The 17,108-nt window shown below is 63.1% G+C and carries 17 protein-coding genes; 13 read left to right on the top strand and 4 right to left on the bottom strand.

Annotation, left to right across the window (positions count from 1 at the left end; all coding sequences use genetic code 11):
• Positions 1-41: 41 nt before the first annotated feature.
• The 3 genes from IFT75_RS05660 (at position 42) to IFT75_RS05650 (ending at position 2,805) form a co-directional block, all read left to right on the top strand.
• Positions 42-554 (top strand): DUF2062 domain-containing protein, encoded by a 513-nt coding sequence (locus IFT75_RS05660; protein ID WP_185793954.1) that lies wholly within the window; start codon positions 42-44, stop codon positions 552-554.
• Positions 555-734: 180 nt separating this feature from the next.
• A complete protein-coding gene (locus tag IFT75_RS05655; protein WP_122479332.1) occupies positions 735-2,033 on the top strand; it encodes a serine/threonine protein kinase in 1,299 nt (432 codons plus the stop codon).
• Positions 2,026-2,805: an MlaA family lipoprotein gene (locus IFT75_RS05650; RefSeq protein ID WP_122479333.1), complete on the top strand. Its 780-nt coding sequence runs from the start codon at positions 2,026-2,028 to the stop codon at positions 2,803-2,805. Before IFT75_RS05655 ends, IFT75_RS05650 begins: the two co-directional genes overlap by 8 nt.
• Positions 2,806-2,912: 107 nt before the next feature.
• On the opposite strand, the gene IFT75_RS05645 is transcribed toward IFT75_RS05650, so the two are convergent.
• On the bottom strand, positions 2,913-3,842 hold the full coding sequence (locus IFT75_RS05645) for a lipid A biosynthesis lauroyl acyltransferase (RefSeq protein WP_185793955.1): 930 nt from the start codon (positions 3,840-3,842) through the stop codon (positions 2,913-2,915).
• Positions 3,843-3,981: 139 nt separating this feature from the next.
• Between IFT75_RS05645 and minC the strand changes: the two genes are divergently transcribed.
• From minC to IFT75_RS05615, 6 genes are all read left to right on the top strand, one after another.
• Positions 3,982-4,719: a septum site-determining protein MinC gene (minC, locus tag IFT75_RS05640; protein ID WP_192053720.1), complete on the top strand. Its 738-nt coding sequence runs from the start codon at positions 3,982-3,984 to the stop codon at positions 4,717-4,719.
• Between the two features lie 152 nt (positions 4,720-4,871).
• Positions 4,872-5,684 carry a septum site-determining protein MinD gene (minD, locus tag IFT75_RS05635; protein ID WP_122479336.1) on the top strand — a complete coding sequence of 271 codons (813 nt, stop codon included), beginning with the start codon at positions 4,872-4,874 and terminating at the stop codon, positions 5,682-5,684.
• Positions 5,684-5,938, top strand: coding sequence for a cell division topological specificity factor MinE (minE, locus tag IFT75_RS05630; RefSeq protein WP_122479337.1), 255 nt, complete (start codon positions 5,684-5,686; stop codon positions 5,936-5,938). The genes minD and minE overlap by 1 nt, the downstream gene beginning before the upstream one ends.
• A gap of 90 nt (positions 5,939-6,028) precedes the next feature.
• The gene (locus tag IFT75_RS05625) at positions 6,029-6,664 is read left to right on the top strand and encodes an RluA family pseudouridine synthase (protein WP_122479338.1); all 636 of its coding nucleotides are present in this window, start codon (positions 6,029-6,031) and stop codon (positions 6,662-6,664) included.
• Between the two features lie 123 nt (positions 6,665-6,787).
• Positions 6,788-8,077, top strand: a complete 1,290-nt coding sequence (locus tag IFT75_RS05620) for a M18 family aminopeptidase (protein WP_185793956.1) — start codon at positions 6,788-6,790, stop codon at positions 8,075-8,077.
• A 102-nt stretch (positions 8,078-8,179) separates the two neighbouring features.
• Positions 8,180-10,318, top strand: coding sequence for a mechanosensitive ion channel family protein (locus tag IFT75_RS05615; RefSeq protein WP_192053718.1), 2,139 nt, complete (start codon positions 8,180-8,182; stop codon positions 10,316-10,318).
• Between the two features lie 128 nt (positions 10,319-10,446).
• On the opposite strand, the gene ttcA is transcribed toward IFT75_RS05615, so the two are convergent.
• Positions 10,447-11,271: a tRNA 2-thiocytidine(32) synthetase TtcA gene (ttcA, locus tag IFT75_RS05610; RefSeq protein ID WP_185793958.1), complete on the bottom strand. Its 825-nt coding sequence runs from the start codon at positions 11,269-11,271 to the stop codon at positions 10,447-10,449.
• Positions 11,272-11,435: 164 nt separating this feature from the next.
• Between ttcA and IFT75_RS05605 the strand changes: the two genes are divergently transcribed.
• From IFT75_RS05605 to IFT75_RS05595, 3 genes are read left to right on the top strand one after another with little or no spacing between them, the layout of a single operon-like run.
• A complete protein-coding gene (locus IFT75_RS05605; protein ID WP_122479342.1) occupies positions 11,436-11,930 on the top strand; it encodes a SprT family zinc-dependent metalloprotease in 495 nt (164 codons plus the stop codon).
• Positions 11,931-11,971: 41 nt separating this feature from the next.
• The gene (locus IFT75_RS05600) at positions 11,972-12,679 is read left to right on the top strand and encodes a 4'-phosphopantetheinyl transferase family protein (protein WP_185793959.1); all 708 of its coding nucleotides are present in this window, start codon (positions 11,972-11,974) and stop codon (positions 12,677-12,679) included.
• A complete protein-coding gene (locus IFT75_RS05595) occupies positions 12,676-14,565 on the top strand; it encodes a DUF4350 domain-containing protein (RefSeq protein ID WP_192053716.1) in 1,890 nt (629 codons plus the stop codon). Before IFT75_RS05600 ends, IFT75_RS05595 begins: the two co-directional genes overlap by 4 nt.
• A 15-nt stretch (positions 14,566-14,580) precedes the next feature.
• On the opposite strand, the gene IFT75_RS05590 is transcribed toward IFT75_RS05595, so the two are convergent.
• Together IFT75_RS05590 and IFT75_RS05585 are read right to left on the bottom strand one after the other, a co-directional pair.
• Positions 14,581-14,943 (bottom strand): PilZ domain-containing protein, encoded by a 363-nt coding sequence (locus IFT75_RS05590; protein WP_122479721.1) that lies wholly within the window; start codon positions 14,941-14,943, stop codon positions 14,581-14,583.
• Between the two features lie 122 nt (positions 14,944-15,065).
• Positions 15,066-15,440 carry a tetratricopeptide repeat protein gene (locus tag IFT75_RS05585; protein WP_192053714.1) on the bottom strand — a complete coding sequence of 125 codons (375 nt, stop codon included), beginning with the start codon at positions 15,438-15,440 and terminating at the stop codon, positions 15,066-15,068.
• A 190-nt stretch (positions 15,441-15,630) separates the two neighbouring features.
• On the opposite strand from IFT75_RS05585, the gene pyk reads away from it, so the two are divergent.
• A complete protein-coding gene (gene pyk, locus IFT75_RS05580) occupies positions 15,631-17,085 on the top strand; it encodes a pyruvate kinase (RefSeq protein ID WP_122479344.1) in 1,455 nt (484 codons plus the stop codon).
• Positions 17,086-17,108: the final 23 nt, after the last annotated feature.

Below are 17,108 nucleotides of genomic sequence, written 5' to 3'. Positions count from 1 at the left end.
ATACTGCCGGACACATCCAGACAGATACGTGCGAGACCGCTATGCCGCGTCGCCTGTTCAAGCGCTACATGCCGGACCCAGAGACGATTCGTGAACACAAGTCGCTGCGATTTTTGGGTCGCCTCCTGCATGACGCCAACCTCTGGCACCTGAACCGTCATTCCGTGGCACGGGCGATGGCGGTCGGCCTGTTCGCCGCGTTCATGCCCATCCCGCTGCAGATGCTCCTGGCGGCGGCCCTGGCCATCATGGTGCGCGGCAACATGCCCATCGCGGTCAGCCTGGTGTGGCTGACCAACCCGATCACCATGCCGCCGGTGTTCTATTGCACGTACAAGGTAGGGTCCTGGCTGCTGGGTCAGCCACCGCGGCAGCTACCTGACTCCTACAGCTGGGACTGGGTGATGAGCCAGATGTCCACGCTGTGGCAGCCGTTCCTGCTCGGCTCGGTGGTGACTGGCGTGGTACTGGGAGCGTTGGCATACTTCCTGACAATGTTTTACTGGCGCTGGTGGGTCAGTCGCCAATGGCGGCGACGCAAGCAGCGGCGGTAGCACTGCTCACTGTGGCGTGCAGCAGGTCGGAGCACGCGCATCGAGTGGTGAATTCAGTGTATCTTGCCGCCGGTCAGGACGAGTTGTTGTGTTAAAAACCCAGCGGCTTGGCAACTTGCCACCAGTGCGCTTGTCCTAGCCTCGAACGTCAACACAGCATTCTCCTCTAGGGACTCCGTCATGCTCCGATCATTGCGCTTCGCTGCCCTGCTTGGCGGCCTCATCATGAGTGCGTCCGCGTTGGCGAAGGATATCGACCCCGCCACCTATGGCTATCCGCTCACCAACCCGTTCGAGGCCACGATCGCTTCGACACCGCCGGAGCTACGGCCCAAGCTGCCCCTGGACGAAGACATCGATCAGGCCGACTACAGCCTCAACGTGCGCCCGGAGCGAGAGTTCATCCTGCCGGACAATTTCTGGGCCGTGAAGAAGCTGCGCTATCGCCTGGCCCAGCAGGACCATGCCGCGCCGCTGATCTTCCTCATTGCCGGCACCGGTGCGCCCTACAGCAGTTCGCTCAACGAATACCTGAAAAAGCTGTATTACCAGGCCGGCTACCACGTGGTGCAGTTGTCCTCACCCACCAGCTTCGACTTCATCAGCGCCGCGTCGCGCTTCGCCACTCCGGGCGTGACCCGCGAAGATGCCGAAGACCTGTACCGGGTCATGCAGGGCGTGCGCGCCCAGCATCCGAAGTTGCCGATCACCGATTTCTACCTGACCGGCTACAGCCTCGGTGCGCTGGACGCCGCGTTCGTCAGCCAATTGGATGAAACCCGCCGCAGTTTCAACTTCAAGAAAGTGCTGCTGCTCAACCCGCCGGTCAATCTGTACACCTCGATCACCAACCTCGACAAGTTGGTGCAGACCCAGGTCAAGGGCATCAACAACAGCACGACGTTCTACGAGCTGGTCCTCAACAAGCTGACGCGCTACTTCCAGCAGAAGGGCTATATCGACCTCAACGACGCGCTGCTCTACGATTTCCAGCAGTCCAAGCAGCACCTGTCCAACGAGCAGATGGCCATGCTGATCGGCACCTCGTTCCGATTCTCGGCTGCCGACATCGCCTTCACCTCCGACCTGATCAACCGCCGCGGGCTGATCACGCCACCCAAGTATCCGATCAGCGAAGGCACCAGCCTCACGCCGTTCCTGCGCCGGGCGCTGCAGTGCGACTTCGACTGCTACCTGACCGAGCAGGTGATTCCGATGTGGCGCGCCCGCACCGACGGTGGCAGCCTGCTGCAGTTGGTGGATCAGGTGAGCCTGTATGGCATCAAGGACTACCTGCAGAACAGCACCAAGATCAGCGTCATGCACAACGCCGACGATGTGATCCTGGGCCCTGGCGACCTGGGCTTTTTGCGCAAGACCTTTGGCGATCGCCTGACCGTTTACCCTTATGGCGGCCATTGCGGCAACCTCAATTACCGCGTCAACAGCGACGCTATGCTGGAGTTCTTCCGTGGCTAGAACATTCCTGTTGATGGCAACGCTGCTGTGCGCAGGCGTTGCCCAGGCCGACGACAGCACCGTCCAGAAGGTCGACAGCGACGGCTTCAAGCAACCGTTGCAGGTACTCAAGTTCAACCCTGGCCTGGACCAGCGCGAGTTCGAGCGCTCCACGCTCACGGCGTTGAATGTCTACGACCCGTTGGAAAACCTGAACCGGCGCCTGTATCACTTCAACTATCGTTTCGACGAGTGGGTATTCCTGCCGGTGGTCAACGGCTATACGTACATCACGCCGTCGTTCCTGCGCACCGGGGTGAGCAACTTCTTCAGCAACCTGGGCGAAGTGCCGAGCCTGGTCAACAGCCTGCTGCAGTTCAAGGGCAAGCGTGCCCTGGATACATCTGGACGGTTGTTGGTGAACACCACGCTGGGCGTGGCGGGCCTGTGGGACCCGGCCACCTGGTTCGGCCTGCAGAAGCAGGCCGAAGACTTCGGCCAGACTTTGGGCTTCTACGGTGTGCCGAACGGCGCCTACCTGGTCTTGCCGATCCTGGGGCCGTCCAACCTGCGCGACACCACCGGCCTGGTGTTCGACTTCGCCGTCGAGAACCAGATCAATTTCCTCAATGTGTCCGAGGTCAGCAGCAATCATCCAGAGTTGTGGGCGTTGCGTGCCGTGGATCGGCGCTACAGCAACAGCTTCCGCTACGGTCAGCTGAACTCACCGTTCGAGTACGAGAAGGTGCGTTACGTGTACACCGAGTCGCGCAAGCTGCAGATCGCCGAGTAAGCGCATCGCGCACGGGCCTCTTCGCCGGTAGCAACCGCTCTCACCAGAGCTGAGCCTCAGGCGATTGTGAGAGCGGGGTCGACGCTGGTTCGTCTACCCCACCCCGCTCAGCGCTTCTCGTACAGTTTCGGTGCGCCGACAGGCCGCGACTTGAAGCGGCGATGGGCCCACAGGTACTGCTCGGGGCATTCGGTCACGGCCTGTTCCACCCACTGGTTGATGCGCAAGGCATCGGCCGCTTCGCTCTCGCCGGGAAACCCCTGCAGCGGTGGATGCAAAACCAGCCGATAGCCAGAGCCGTCTTCCAGCCGCCGTTGCGTGAACGGGATGACCCGTGCCTTGCCCAGTCGGGCGAAATGCGTGGTAGCCGTCACCGTGGCCGCCTCGATACCGAACAGCGGCACGAAGATGCTCTGCTTGGCGCCATAGTCCTGATCGGGTGCGTACCAGATAGCGCGGCCCTTGCGCAGCAGCTTGATCATCCCGCGCACGTCCTCGCGTTCTACCGCCAGCGAATCGGGATTGTGCCGTTCGCGGCCCTGGCGCTGGACGAAATCGAACAGTGCATTGCGATGCTCGCGGTACATGCCGTCGATGGTGTGGCGCTGGCCCAGCAACGCTGCACCGATTTCCAGGGTGGTGAAATGCAGCGCCATCAGAATTGCGCCCTCGCCCTCACGTTGCGCCGCCTGCAGGTGTTCGAGACCTTCGATGTGCGCCAGCCTGGCCAGGCGCGCCTGTGGCCACCACCAGCTCATGGCCATCTCGAAGAATGCAATGCCGGTGGATACGAAGTTTTCCTTGAGCAGGCGTTTTCTTTCGACGGGCGGCATCTGCGGGAAGCACAACTCGAGGTTGCGCGCCGCCACACGGCGACGTTCGCTGGCCACGCGGTACATGCCCATCCCCAGCCAGCGGCCCAGCCTGAGCAAGGCGCGATAGGGCAATTGCACGACCAGCCACAACGCGCCGAGCCCCAGCCACAGGGGCCAGAAGCGCGGATGAAGAAAAGATCGGCGAAAACGCGGGCGGTCCATTGACGATTCCGAACAGGCTACAAGGCGGGGCATTCTACATGGGTTGACCACCCATCGCTGCGTCGCGGCTTGCAGGGGAAGGTGGTTCTCGCTATAAGTCTCGGCACTTTTTTTAGTTACAAGGCGCGTTTTGCCGACCATGAGCCAGACCGATCAGCTAGACCAGGAACCTGTGTTCCAACTCAAGGGCAGCATGCTCGCCATCACCGTGCTTGAGTTGGCGAAGAACGATCTTGCCGGCCTCGACCGCCAGTTGGCGGCCAAGGTCGCGCAGGCCCCGAACTTCTTCAGCAACACGCCGCTGGTGCTGGCGCTGGACAAACTGCCCGCCAACCAGGGCAGCATCGACCTGCCGGGCCTGATGCGCATCTGCCGTCATCATGGCCTGCGGACCCTGGCGCTGCGTGCCAGCCGCATCGAAGACATCGCGGCGGCAATCGCCATCGACTTGCCGGTGCTGCCACCCTCGGGTGCCCGCGAACGACCGCTGGAAGTCGAAGAGCGCAAGTCCGAGAAGCCTCCGGAAAAGCCTCCAGAGCCCTTGATCCAGCCGACTCGCGTGATCACCACGCCGATCCGTGGCGGCCAGCAGATCTACGCCCAGGGCTGCGACCTGGTGGTGATCAGCTCGGTGAGCTCGGGTGCCGAACTGCTGGCCGATGGCAACATTCATGTGTACGGCCCGATGCGTGGCCGCGCCCTGGCGGGCATCAAGGGCGACCGCAAGGCCCGCATCTTCTGTCAACAGCTGGGCGCCGAACTGCTTTCCATCGCCGGGCAGTACAAGGTCTCCGAAGACCTGCGTCGCGACCCGCTGTGGGGTGCGCCCGTTCAGGTGAGCTTATCGGGGGATGTGTTGAACATCACCCGTCTTTAACGGATACTGCCGCCATTTTCAGCGCAACTTTCAAATAGCGCGGTTGTCGAGCGGTACGCTTCCGGTACCGCAGGCACATGCAGTCCGCCGATGTTTTGAAGTCATGTTTTTTCGGGGATTAACAGTCCCTTTTTAAGTAGGGGTGATACACCTTGGCCAAGATTCTAGTGGTTACATCCGGCAAGGGTGGTGTGGGCAAGACCACCACCAGCGCCGCCATCGGCACCGGCCTCGCACTGCGCGGCCACAAAACCGTCATCATCGACTTCGACGTCGGCCTGCGTAACCTTGACCTCATCATGGGCTGCGAACGCCGCGTGGTGTACGACTTCGTCAACGTGGTGAACGGTGAAGCGACCCTGCAGCAGGCCCTGATCAAGGACAAGCGCGTCGAGAACCTCTTCATCCTGGCTGCCAGCCAGACGCGCGACAAGGATGCCCTGACCAAGGAAGGCGTCGAGAAAATCATCACCGAGCTGTCCAAGACCCACGACTACATTCTGTGCGACTCCCCGGCAGGCATCGAGAAAGGTGCTCACCTGGCCATGTATTTCGCCGACGAAGCAATCGTGGTGACCAACCCCGAGGTGTCCTCGGTACGCGACTCGGACCGCATGCTTGGCCTGTTGGCGAGCAAGTCGCGACGCGCCGAGAACGGCGAGGATCCGATCAAGGAACACCTGCTGATCACCCGCTACAGCCCCGAGCGCGTCAGCCGCGGCGAGATGCTGGGCGTGGAAGACGTCGAGGAAATCCTGGCCATTCGCCTGCTGGGCGTGATTCCGGAATCCGAAGCAGTGCTCAAGGCGTCCAACTCGGGTACGCCGGTGATTTTCGACGACCAGAGCGACGCCGGCCAGGCGTACAGCGATGCCGTCGACCGCTTGCTGGGCAAGGAAAAGCCCCACCGCTTCCTTGATTTCAAGAAGAAGAACTGGGTCGAGCGCCTGTTTGGAGGTCGCTAATGAATATTTTCGACTTCTTTCGTGACCGCAAGAAAGGCAACACCGCGTCGGTCGCGAAAGAGCGTCTACAGATCATCGTGGCGCATGAACGCGGCCAACGCACTACCCCTGACTACCTGCCGGCTCTGCAGAAAGAGCTGGTGGAAGTGATTCGCAAGTATGTGAACATCGAGAGCGACCAGGTACAGGTTGCGCTCGAGAATCAGGGTAGCTGCTCGATTCTGGAATTGAACATTACCCTGCCCGACCGCTGAGCCCCGCGCTCGGCTCCACGGCGGCCCGCCGGCCCTTTGCTGAAAAGGGTCGACGCGCCGCCGTTGGCGTTTCTGAGAGATAGACCTTTCATGCCGTTGTCGAACATTCGCATCATCCACCAGGACGCCGCCGTGCTGGTCATCGACAAGCCGACCCTGTTGTTGTCGGTGCCCGGGCGCGCCGACGACAACAAGGACTGCCTGATCACCCGCCTGCAGGAAAACGGCTTCCCCGAGGCGCGCATCGTGCATCGCCTGGACTGGGAAACCAGCGGCATCATTCTGCTGGCGCGCGATGCCGACAGCCACCGCGAGCTGTCCCGGCAGTTCCACGACCGCGAGACGGAAAAAGCCTATACCGCCCTGGCCTGGGGCCAGCCTGCGCTGGACAGTGGCAGTGTCGACCTGCCGCTGCGCTACGATCCGCCGACCAAGCCACGGCACGTGGTGGATCACGAGCACGGCAAGCATGCGCTGACCTTCTGGAAGGTGCTGGAGCGCTGCGGCGAGTGGTGTCGCGTGGAGCTGACGCCGATCACCGGGCGTTCCCACCAATTGCGCGTGCACCTGTTGTCGATCGGTCATCCGCTGCTGGGTGACCGGCTGTATGCCCACCCCGAGGCGTTGCAGGCACACGAACGGTTGTGCCTGCATGCCAGCATGCTGGCGTTTACCCATCCGGTGACGGGTGAGCGGATGAAATTCGAGTGCGCCGCACCCTTCTGAACAGCGGTGAGGCTTTCGCGGGCGATGACCGCTGCTACCGGTATGCCAGGTCCTGTGTGGGAGCAGCAGCCACACGGGTGGGCAATCGGGTAAACTCGGTGGCATTGCTGTCTGGAGTTTTCTATGCGTGAAGCTTTGAACCAAGGCCTGATCGATTTTCTCAAGGCCTCCCCTACCCCATTCCACGCCACTGCGACGCTGGCTCGCCGCCTCGAGGCAGCCGGTTACCAGCGGCTGGACGAGCGCGAAAGCTGGAACACGGTGCCCGGTGGGCGCTACTACGTAACGCGCAACGATTCCTCGATCATTGCCGTCAGGCTGGGCAAGCATTCGCCGCTGCTGAGCGGCTTGCGCCTGGTTGGCGCTCACACCGACAGCCCCTGTCTGCGGGTGAAGCCGCAACCCGAGTTGCAGCGCCAGGGCTTCTTCCAGCTGGGCGTCGAAGTCTATGGCGGTGCGTTGCTGGCGCCCTGGTTCGACCGCGATCTGTCGCTGGCCGGCCGGGTCACCTTTCGCCGTGACGGCAAGGTCGAAAGCCAGCTGATCGATTTCCGCCTGCCGATTGCCGTGGTGCCCAACCTGGCCATTCATCTGAACCGCGAGGCCAACCTGGGCTGGGCGATCAACGCACAGAACGAACTGCCACCCGTGCTGGCTCAGGTGGCCGGCGACGAGCGGGTCGATTTCCGCGCGCTGCTGACCGAGCAATTGGCACGCGAACACGGGCTGAACGCCGACGTGGTGCTCGATTACGAACTCAGTTTCTACGACACGCAAAGCGCCGCGGTGATCGGCCTGCACGGTGATTTCATCGCCGGCGCGCGGCTCGACAACCTGCTGTCCTGTTATGCAGGCCTGCAGGCCCTGCTCGATGTCCAGGGCGATGAAAGCTGCGTGCTGGTATGCACCGACCACGAAGAAATTGGCTCCAGCTCTGCCTGCGGCGCCGACGGGCCGATGCTCGAACAAGTCCTGCAGCGCCTGTTGCCCGAGGGCGACGAGTATGTGCGCAGCATCCAGCGCTCGCTGCTGGTATCGGCCGACAATGCCCATGGTGTACACCCCAACTATGCCGACAAGCACGACGCCAACCACGGGCCCAAGCTCAATGCCGGGCCGGTGATCAAGGTCAACAGCAACCAGCGCTACGCCACCAACAGCGAGACGGCGGGGTTCTTCCGCCACCTGTGCATGGCGGTGGAAGTGCCGGTGCAGAGTTTCGTGGTACGCAGCGACATGGGTTGCGGCTCGACCATCGGTCCGATCACCGCCAGCCACCTGGGGGTCAGGACCGTCGACATCGGCCTGCCGACGTTTGCCATGCATTCGATTCGCGAGCTTGCCGGCAGCCATGACCTGGCGCATCTGGTCAAGGTGCTCGGGGCGTTCTACGCCAGCAACGAGCTGCCCTAGCTGCGCGCACGCGGGGGACGCTCACGGTTCCATTCTTCGTGGCCGGCCCTCGGCGGGCCCAGGGCGGACCACGCAAACACCGATCTACAGGTGATTCCACTGATGGCCCTTTTCCTGCGCCTGGCGCTTGCAGTCCTGTTGCTACTGCCGATCACCGCCCAAGCCGTTGCTTTGCCTGGGTTGCTGGGGGGGAGTTCGGAAAAACCCGCCGAGCAACCAGCCCAACCCTTGGGTCAGTCCCTGGATCAGGTGATCCAGACCCTGGAAAACGACCAGCAACGCACCAAACTCTTGAGCGACCTGAAAAAACTGCGGGACAGCACCCGGCAAGCCCAACCTGCGGCCGAGCAGGGCGTGTTGGGCATGATCGGCAGTGCCCTGGCGCACGTCGACCAGCAGTTTTCCGGCGATAACAGTCCGTTCCAGCGCTGGGGCGCGGAAGTCGCCCTGGCCCATGAAGAGCTAGAGGCGCTGGCCCTGCCGATGGCCGAATGGCCGCCGATCATCGGCGCATTTCTGTTGATCATTCTGGTGTGGAGCCTGCTTGCCTACAGTTTGATCTGGATCGGGCATCGCGTGCGTGTGCGCTTTGGCCTGTCGGAAGAGTTGCCGCAGCATCCGCGTACCCTCGACCTGCTGCGCTTTGCCTTGCGCAAGCTCGGGCCCTGGCTGGTGGCGCTGGTCATTACCGTTTATGTGGGCTACGCCCTGCCCTCTTCATTGGGCAAGAGCCTGGCGATGGTGATGGCCTACGCGCTGGTGGTCGGCACACTGTTTTCCGCGATTTGCGTGATCGCGTTTTCCCTGCTCGACGGACCGCATCGACACCGCGCGCTGAACATCCTGCGTCACCGTGCGTTTCGCCCCCTGTGGTTGATCGGCAGTTTCGCCGCCTTCGGCGAGGCGTTGAGCGACCCACGGATGGTCGCTGCGCTCGGCCAGCACCTAGCACACAGCGCGGCGACCCTGGCCAATGTACTGGCGGCCCTGTCGACCGGGCTGTTCATCCTGCGCTTTCGCCGGCCCATCGCCCATCTGATCCGCAACCAGCCGCTGTCGCGACGCCTGACCCGGCGAGCCTTGAGCGACACCATCGAGATCCTCGGCAGTTTCTGGTACCTGCCGGCGCTGGTGCTGGTCGGCATCTCGCTGTTCGCCACGTTCTTCTCGGCCGGCGACACCAGCACGGCCCTGCGCCAGTCGCTGATGTGTGCGGTGCTGTTGATCCTGTGCATGGTCATCAATGGCCTGATCCGGCGTCACGCCTTGCGCCCGCCCAAGGGCCCGCGGCGTCATGCCTTGTATTCAGAGCGCTTGAGTCACTTTGCCTACACCTTGATGCACCTGCTGATCTGGGTGGTTTTCGTCGATCTGGGCCTGCGCGTGTGGGGCATGTCGCTGATCGGCTTCACCGAAGGCGATGGCCACGAGATCTCGGTGCGCCTGGCCAGCCTGGTGGGCACGCTGATCTTCGCCTGGCTGGTGTGGATCCTGGCTGACACAGGCATCCACCATGCCCTCACGCGCTCGCGCAAGGGCATGGCGAATGCGCGCGCGCAGACCATGATGCCGCTGATTCGCAACGTGCTGTTCGTGACCATTTTCATCATTGCGGCGATCATTGCCCTGGCCAACATGGGCATGAACGTCACGCCACTGCTGGCGGGTGCGGGTGTGATCGGCCTGGCCATCGGTTTTGGCGCGCAGTCGCTGGTGGCGGATCTGATCACCGGGCTGTTCATTATCATCGAGGATTCCCTGGCCATCGATGACTACGTGGATGTAGGTGGGCACCTGGGCACTGTGGAAGGCCTGACCATCCGTACCGTGCGCCTGCGCGACATCGACGGCATCGTGCACACCATTCCGTTCAGCGAAATCAAGAGCATCAAGAACTACTCGCGGGAATTCGGCTATGCCATCTTCCGCGTGGCGGTGCCCTACAGCATGGGCATCGACGACGCCATCAAGATGATGCGCGAAGTGGGCCAGAAGATGCGCAGCGATCCGTTGCATCGGCGCGATATCTGGTCGCCGCTGGAGTTTCAGGGCGTGGAGAGCTTCGAGTCGGGTACGGCGATCCTGCGGGCGCGGTTCAAGACCGGCCCGATCAAGCAGTGGGAGGTGTCGCGGGCCTTCAACCTGGCACTCAAGCGGCAGATGGACGAGGCCGGGCTGGACCTGGCGACGCCGCGCCTGAGTGTGCAGGTGATCACGGCAGGGGCGGTTGGCGAGAAATAGCGGGGCGCCCTTCGCGGCCACTGACCGCTCCTACAGGGGGTCTAGGCTTTCGCGGCCGATGGCCGCTCCTACGGCGATCCAGATCTCCCGTAGGAGCGGCCATCGGCCGCGAACGGGGCGCCGCGGTGTTACAGGTTCACCACATTGGCGATCCGCACCGGGGCGCTGTCGTCGATGCGCAGGTTGTGAAAGTCGAACAGGTTGCGGTCGGCCAACTGCGATGGCATCACGTTCTGCAGGCTGCGGAAGATGCTGTCGGTGCGGCCGGGCGTCTTGCGCTCCCAGTCAACCAGCATGTCCTTGACCACCTGGCGCTGCAGGTTTTCCTGGGAACCGCACAGGTTGCAGGGAATGATCGGGAACTGCTTGAAGTTGGAGTAGGCCTGGATATCCTTCTCGTGGCAGTAAGCCAACGGCCGGATCACCACGTTGCGCCCGTCGTCGGCAAGCAGCTTGGGCGGCATGGCCTTGAGCGAACCATTGAAGAACATGTTGAGGAAGAACGTCTCGACGATGTCGTCGCGGTGGTGCCCCAGGGCCATCTTGGTTGCACCGATCTGGTCGGCGAAGTTGTACAGGGTGCCGCGACGCAGGCGCGAGCACAGCGAGCAGGTGGTCTTGCCTTCGGGGATCAGCTCCTTGACCACCGAATAGGTGTCCTTCTCGACGATGTGGTACTCCACGCCCAGTTGTTCCAGGTAGGCCGGCAGCACCTGCTCGGGGAAGCCCGGCTGCTTCTGGTCCATGTTCACGGCGACGATGCTGAAAGCGATGGGCGCCACCTTCTGCAGGTGCAGGAGCACATCGAGCATCGTGTAGCTGTCCTTGCCACCCGAAAGACAGACCATGACCTTGTCGCCGTCTTCGATCATGTTGTAGTCGGCGACGGCTTCACCGGCCAGCCGGCGAAGGCGTTTCTGCAATTTGTTCTGGTTGACCGAAAGAGTGCCCATGGCGACAGGATCCGCGAGGTGTGTGACAAAAGCCGGGCATTTTACGCGCTTTGATGTATTGGGTGTAGCGCCGCAGCAAGCGATACCTGCGCGTGGTACCGACGGGTGGCTCGGCAATGCCTGGACGTTGCGGCATAATCGGCGCATCTGGAGTGTGTCAAAGAATGCCCGAGCAACTCAATCAACGCGTCGAAGCCTGTTTCTGCCAGGCCGAACTGTTTTTCAAGCGGCCTTTCCGGCGCCCGGTGGTCAGCACCAAGCTGCGCGGGCAGAAAGCCGGTGTCGCGCACCTGCATGAAAACCTGCTGCGCTTCAATCCACAGCTCTACCGCGAGAACACCGAGGACTTCCTCAGGCAGACCGTGCCCCACGAAGTCGCGCACCTGGTCGCCCATCAGTTGTTCGGCGACCGCATTGCGCCCCATGGCGAGGAATGGCAACTGATCATGCGCGGTGTCTACGAGCTGACACCCCACCGTTGCCACAGCTATGCGGTGAAACGTCGCCAGGTTATCCGTTACCTCTACAAATGCCCCTGCGCCGACGGCGACTTCGCCTTTTCCGCCCAGCGCCACGGCATGGTTGGCAAAGGCCGCCGCTACCTGTGCCGCCGGTGCCGCCAGACCCTGGTGTTCAGCGGTGAAACGCGCGTGCAATGATCGTCATTCCCTTGCACGACGAGGCTGGGCAGAATGCGCACATGAATACAGCCCTCCCCGCTTGCCTGAGCGATCTGCGCCAGCACTGGCCACTGCCTGAATCGGTGCCCGGCGCACGGTTGTTCAGCAACCGTTTCGAGCACAGCGCGTTCACGACCGAGGATTTCTCGCGGTGCGGCATCGTGGCGCCTGCGTCGATCCAGCGTTCGGTGGCCAAGCGCCAGGCCGAGTACCTGGCTGGGCGTGTCTGCGCACGCGAGGCACTGCTGGCCCTCACCGGCGAAGCGCAGGTGCCGGTCATCGGCACCGACCGCGCGCCGATCTGGCCTGAACAGACCGTAGGGTCGATTACCCATGGCAGCGGTCGGGCCGCAGCCGTGGTCGCCAGCCGCGATGACTGCCAGGGACTGGGCCTGGACATCGAGAGCCTGCTGCCGCTGGCGCGCGCCGAACGGCTGCGCGCGGAAATACTGACCCTGGACGAGCAGGCCCGGATGGACCCCAACCAGGTGGCCATGGTGGTGACCCTGACGTTCTCCCTCAAGGAAAGCCTGTTCAAGGCGCTGTATCCGCTGGTCGGCAAGCGCTTCTATTTCGAACATGCCGAAGTGCTGCATTGGTCTGCCCAAGGGCAGGCACGCCTGCGCCTGTTGATCGACCTCTCACCGCAGTTCGCCAGCGGATTCGAAATCGACGGGCAGTTCGCCTGGCTCGATGGGCAGCTGTTGAGCCTGGTGGCGGTCCGTTGAGACCACCCCGACGGCAGCGTGCTCGGCGTGCAGCGGCCTTGCTGGTTGCACTGGCGCTGTGGGCCGGCCTCACCGGCGCCGCCGATCTCGACAGCCCGCGCCTGCTCGATCAGACGCTGAACAGCCAGGCTGCACGGCAATCCATCGCGCGAATCCTCGCTTCACAGCCGTCGGTGAGTACGCCCTATCGAGGTGCCCGGGACTTTCTCCAGGCACAAGGGCTGGCCAACCAGGCGACAACCACTTGGGACGAACTGGACACGCTGCCTGCACGCGGCCACAGCCTGATGCTGCTGCACCGGCAAACGCCGCTGTCGGCCCAGCAAGTCGACCGTCTGCTGGGCTGGGTGCAGCGTGGCGGACGCCTGCTGGCGGTCGCCGACGCCTTGTGGGACGAGGCCCGCGCCAGCAGTGGGGATGCTTTGCTCGATCGCCTGCAGATTCGCGTGCAGTCGAGCTCGCAGTTGCCGCAACTGCCGCCTGCGGCGGGCGACGACTACCCTTCGCTGACCAAGCTCTATCTGGAAGACGAATCGGCGCCGGCCTACATGGGTTTCGACACGCAACGCCATCTGGATGACCCGACCGGCAAGGTCCAGTCCTGGGCCAACAGCAACGGCGCCACGCATCTGATGCAGATGGCCTACGGCGAGGGCCTCATCACCCTGGTCAGCGATGCCCGTTTGTGGACCGACGAGCAGATCCAGCGCTACGACAATGCCTGGCTGCTGTGGTACCTGAATCAGGGCAGCGAAGTGACCTGGGTGTTCGAGCCGGTGCCTGAGCCGCCTGGGCGATACGCGTTGTGGGTGTTTGCCGCGCTGCTTCTGGCAGCCGTGCCGGGCCTGTGGTGGATGAGGACGCGACAGCGGCCACAGCGTGCGCCGAACCTGCTGGACCGAGGTCAGTTGCAGGGCATTCGTGAGCAAGGACGTCGATCCCTGCGCGAGCTGGGGCCGGGAGAAGTGTTGGCCGCCCTGCAGAAAGACCTGCTGCAGCGTGCCTGCCTGCACCATCCGGGCTTCGACGCGCTTGCAGTGGCCGAGCAGTGGCAGGTGCTGGCCCAACTCTCGCAGCAATCGACCCGCAGCATCGGTGCCGCACTGATGCCCGTGCGCGGTCGGCGGATGCCCGCTCGAGTGTTCACCCGCACCGTGGCGCAATTGCAACGCTTGCGGGACAGCCTGGGGCCGATGTCGGCCGCTGCGCGGACCGGCCACCCCGTCGCTGCTGCAGTGGGGACGGTCGGGCCGTCCGCCATGCCGGCCGAGCGGGCGGTGATGATCCTGCTCGAGTGTGGCGCGTGGTCCAGTCACCCAGGTGCCCACTCAAGCGACCTGAAACACGCCGTACACGCTTGCCTGCAACTGGCTGAAACGGTACTGGCTGACGGATTCGCCGTCGGCCTGCACGTGTCTTCCAGCACGTCGCCCGTACACTTGAAACCGCAACCCGGCGCCGAACAGTTGCAGCGCCTGGGTGAAGCGCTCGCGCAGCTCGAGCCCTGCCCGATAGACGGCGATCCCGCCACGGTCCTGGATGCCCTGCACCGCGACGAACACGACTACGCATTGCTGGTGATGGTGACCGGCTTTCATGCCGGCATCGAATCGACCTGGCCCCTGGCGTTGAGCAGGGCCGCGCAGCGCTGGCCGGTATTGCTGGCCAGCCTGCGCGACGAAGCACTCGAGCGCCTGCGTCAACAGCCGGTCCGAACCCGCCGCGAAGCACTGCTCTACTGCGGAGTGATGCAGCGCCTGCTGCTGCGCCAGCGCCTGCATGATCGGCTGGCCGCAGGCGGCGTGAATGTCGTGGACGCATGGCCTGGCGAGATCGCCGCAGAATCGCTGATGCGCTATCGAAGCCTGCGGCAGCCGCGTACCTGAACCCTGGATGCCCCGTCAGGCCGACGTGCCATGGGGATGGAACGTGAAATACTGACGCAGCGCGTCGACCAGCTTGAGGAACTCGGTGGGCACCTGGCCCTGCAACTCGAAGCCCGAATCGTAGTGCCCCGGCGTGGCGTCTTCATGGCACCACAGGCACTGCGCCGAGAGGTCGATGAGCTTGGGCTCGCCTTCGACCGAAGGGATTTTCACCTGCAGTTCGAACACCGGCCCGACCAGCAACGGCAGCTCGCTGATCAGCATCAGCCCGACATCCGACACGTTGCCCATGTAGCCCATGGCACGACCGGTGTGACGGTTGTAGACCTTGAGGTAGTACGGCAGTTGATGCCGCTCGATCCGACGTTCGGTGTACATGATGGGCCTGCTGTAGATATCCGGCATATGTGTCGTGTTCATCCTCTGTCGTTTCGTAGCTCCACTCGTCCAGCGTAGCCCAGGCCTTCTTCAAGGCCGTTTCAGAGTACAGGAAATTTACCTCAGAATGCCGCCGGCCGTGGCTGCGCGGGCACACCCGGACCCACGTGGCCCAGTTGATCGAGTGTCTGCAGACGCGCCTGGGCGCGGTAGGCGTACTCGCTGGAGGGATAGCGGTTGATGATGTACTGGTAGGTCTGGGCGGCGTCGACGTACAACTTCTGGCGCTCCAGGCACTGGCCACGCAGCATCGAGACCTCCGGTTGCACATAGGGCCGCGACCGGCTTTTGCGGTCGACCTGGGACAGTTCCAGCACGACTTTCTCGCAGTTGTCGTCGTCGTAGGCGCGATAGGCGCTGTTCAAGTGCTGGTCCATCGACCAGCGGGTGCAGCCTGACACGGCGATGGCCAGGGCAATCAATACAAGCGCGCGCATGGGATTCTCCTGCCGCAGGGGGTTATCAGGGTTTATCGACCCATTGCCGGGAATCTTCAATACCCAGGCATTGGATGCCGGTGCGTGCAAATCCTCCCGGCCAATTCCTGGACATGTTGTGCAGAGGAACGATGACTACAGCGCAATTGAGGAGTAGCCTTTGGCAGCGCTTCAATAAAGGAGTCAGTGCATGACCGTTCGCCGTACCAAAATCGTTGCCACCCTGGGCCCCGCCTCCAACTCGCCGGAAGTGATCGAACAACTGATCAAGGCTGGTCTGGATGTCGCTCGCCTGAACTTTTCCCACGGTACACCGGATGAGCACAAGGCTCGCGCCCGTCTGATCCGCGAGATCGCCGCGCGCCTGGGGCGTCACGTCGCCCTGCTCGGCGACCTGCAAGGTCCGAAGATCCGCATCGCCAAGTTCACCAACAAACGCATCGAACTGAAGGTCGGCGACCGCTTCACCTTCTCCACCAGCCATCCGCTCACCGACGGCAACCAGGAGGTCGTGGGTATCGACTACCCGGACCTGGTCAAGGATTGCGGCGTGGGCGACGAACTGTTGCTCGACGATGGCCGCGTGGTCATGCGCGTGGAAACCGCCACCGCCGACTCGCTGCACTGCTCGGTACTGATCGGCGGTCCGTTGTCCGACCACAAGGGCATCAACCGCCGCGGTGGTGGCCTGACCGCACCGGCCCTGACCGAGAAAGACAAGGCGGACATCAAGCTTGCCGCCGAGATGGACCTGGACTACCTGGCCGTGTCTTTCCCGCGTGATGCGTCGGACATGGAATACGCGCGTCAGTTGCGCGACGAGTCGGGCGGTACCGCCTGGCTGGTGGCCAAGATCGAACGCGCCGAAGCAGTCGCCGACGACGAAACCCTCGACGGCCTGATCCGTGCCAGTGACGCGGTCATGGTGGCGCGCGGCGACCTGGGAGTGGAAATCGGCGACGCCGAGCTGATCGGCATCCAGAAAAAGATCATCCAGCACGCTCGCCGCAACAACAAGGCGGTGATCGTGGCGACCCAGATGATGGAGTCGATGATCCAGAACCCGATGCCGACCCGCGCCGAAGTGTCCGACGTGGCCAACGCCGTGCTCGACTACACCGACGCCGTGATGCTTTCGGCCGAAAGCGCTGCCGGCTCCTACCCGATCGAAGCCGTGCAGGCGATGGCGCGGATCATCGTCGGCGCGGAGAAGCATCCGACCAGCAAGAAGTCCAGCCATCGCCTGTACACGCAGTTCCAGCGTTGCGACGAAAGTATCGCGCTGGCTGCCATGTACACGGCGAACCATTTCCCGGGCGTGAAGGCAATCATCGCGCTCACGGAAACCGGCTATACCTCGCTGATCATGTCGCGCCTGCGCTCATCGGTGCCGATCTTCGCCTTCTCGCCACAGCGGGCCACCCAGGCCCGTGCCGCGATGTTCCGCGGGGTCTACCCGGTGGACTTCGATCCGGCCGTTCTGCCGCCGAGCGAAGTGAGCAAGGCTGCCATCGACAAGCTGCTCGAGATGGGCATCGTGCAACAGGGCGACTGGGTCATCCTGACCAAGGGCGACAGCTACGCACAGACGGGTGGCACGAACGGGATGAAAATCCTGCACGTGGGTGACCCGCTGGTCGACTGATAGCCATTGGCTGCAAGACCAAA

This window comes from Pseudomonas sp. CFBP 8758 (assembly GCF_014841725.1).
GTDB lineage: Bacteria > Pseudomonadota > Gammaproteobacteria > Pseudomonadales > Pseudomonadaceae > Aquipseudomonas > Aquipseudomonas baltica.
Note: the sequence above shows the minus strand (reverse complement) of the source record. Positions and strands in the feature narration are given on the sequence as shown.

What these genes read in the sequence shown, in the direction of transcription:
- IFT75_RS05660 (WP_185793954.1), top strand. Translation starts at nt 42, where the DNA reads ATGCCGCGTCGCCTGTTCAAGCGCTACATGCCGGACCCAGAGACGATT.
- IFT75_RS05655 (WP_122479332.1), top strand. Translation starts at nt 735, where the DNA reads ATGCTCCGATCATTGCGCTTCGCTGCCCTGCTTGGCGGCCTCATCATG.
- IFT75_RS05645 (WP_185793955.1), bottom strand. Translation starts at nt 3,842, where the DNA reads ATGGACCGCCCGCGTTTTCGCCGATCTTTTCTTCATCCGCGCTTCTGG.
- minC (WP_192053720.1), top strand. Translation starts at nt 3,982, where the DNA reads ATGAGCCAGACCGATCAGCTAGACCAGGAACCTGTGTTCCAACTCAAG.
- minE (WP_122479337.1), top strand. Translation starts at nt 5,684, where the DNA reads ATGAATATTTTCGACTTCTTTCGTGACCGCAAGAAAGGCAACACCGCG.
- IFT75_RS05625 (WP_122479338.1), top strand. Translation starts at nt 6,029, where the DNA reads ATGCCGTTGTCGAACATTCGCATCATCCACCAGGACGCCGCCGTGCTG.
- IFT75_RS05620 (WP_185793956.1), top strand. Translation starts at nt 6,788, where the DNA reads ATGCGTGAAGCTTTGAACCAAGGCCTGATCGATTTTCTCAAGGCCTCC.
- IFT75_RS05615 (WP_192053718.1), top strand. Translation starts at nt 8,180, where the DNA reads ATGGCCCTTTTCCTGCGCCTGGCGCTTGCAGTCCTGTTGCTACTGCCG.
- ttcA (WP_185793958.1), bottom strand. Translation starts at nt 11,271, where the DNA reads ATGGGCACTCTTTCGGTCAACCAGAACAAATTGCAGAAACGCCTTCGC.
- IFT75_RS05605 (WP_122479342.1), top strand. Translation starts at nt 11,436, where the DNA reads ATGCCCGAGCAACTCAATCAACGCGTCGAAGCCTGTTTCTGCCAGGCC.
- IFT75_RS05600 (WP_185793959.1), top strand. Translation starts at nt 11,972, where the DNA reads ATGAATACAGCCCTCCCCGCTTGCCTGAGCGATCTGCGCCAGCACTGG.
- IFT75_RS05590 (WP_122479721.1), bottom strand. Translation starts at nt 14,943, where the DNA reads ATGTACACCGAACGTCGGATCGAGCGGCATCAACTGCCGTACTACCTC.
- IFT75_RS05585 (WP_192053714.1), bottom strand. Translation starts at nt 15,440, where the DNA reads ATGCGCGCGCTTGTATTGATTGCCCTGGCCATCGCCGTGTCAGGCTGC.
- pyk (WP_122479344.1), top strand. Translation starts at nt 15,631, where the DNA reads ATGACCGTTCGCCGTACCAAAATCGTTGCCACCCTGGGCCCCGCCTCC.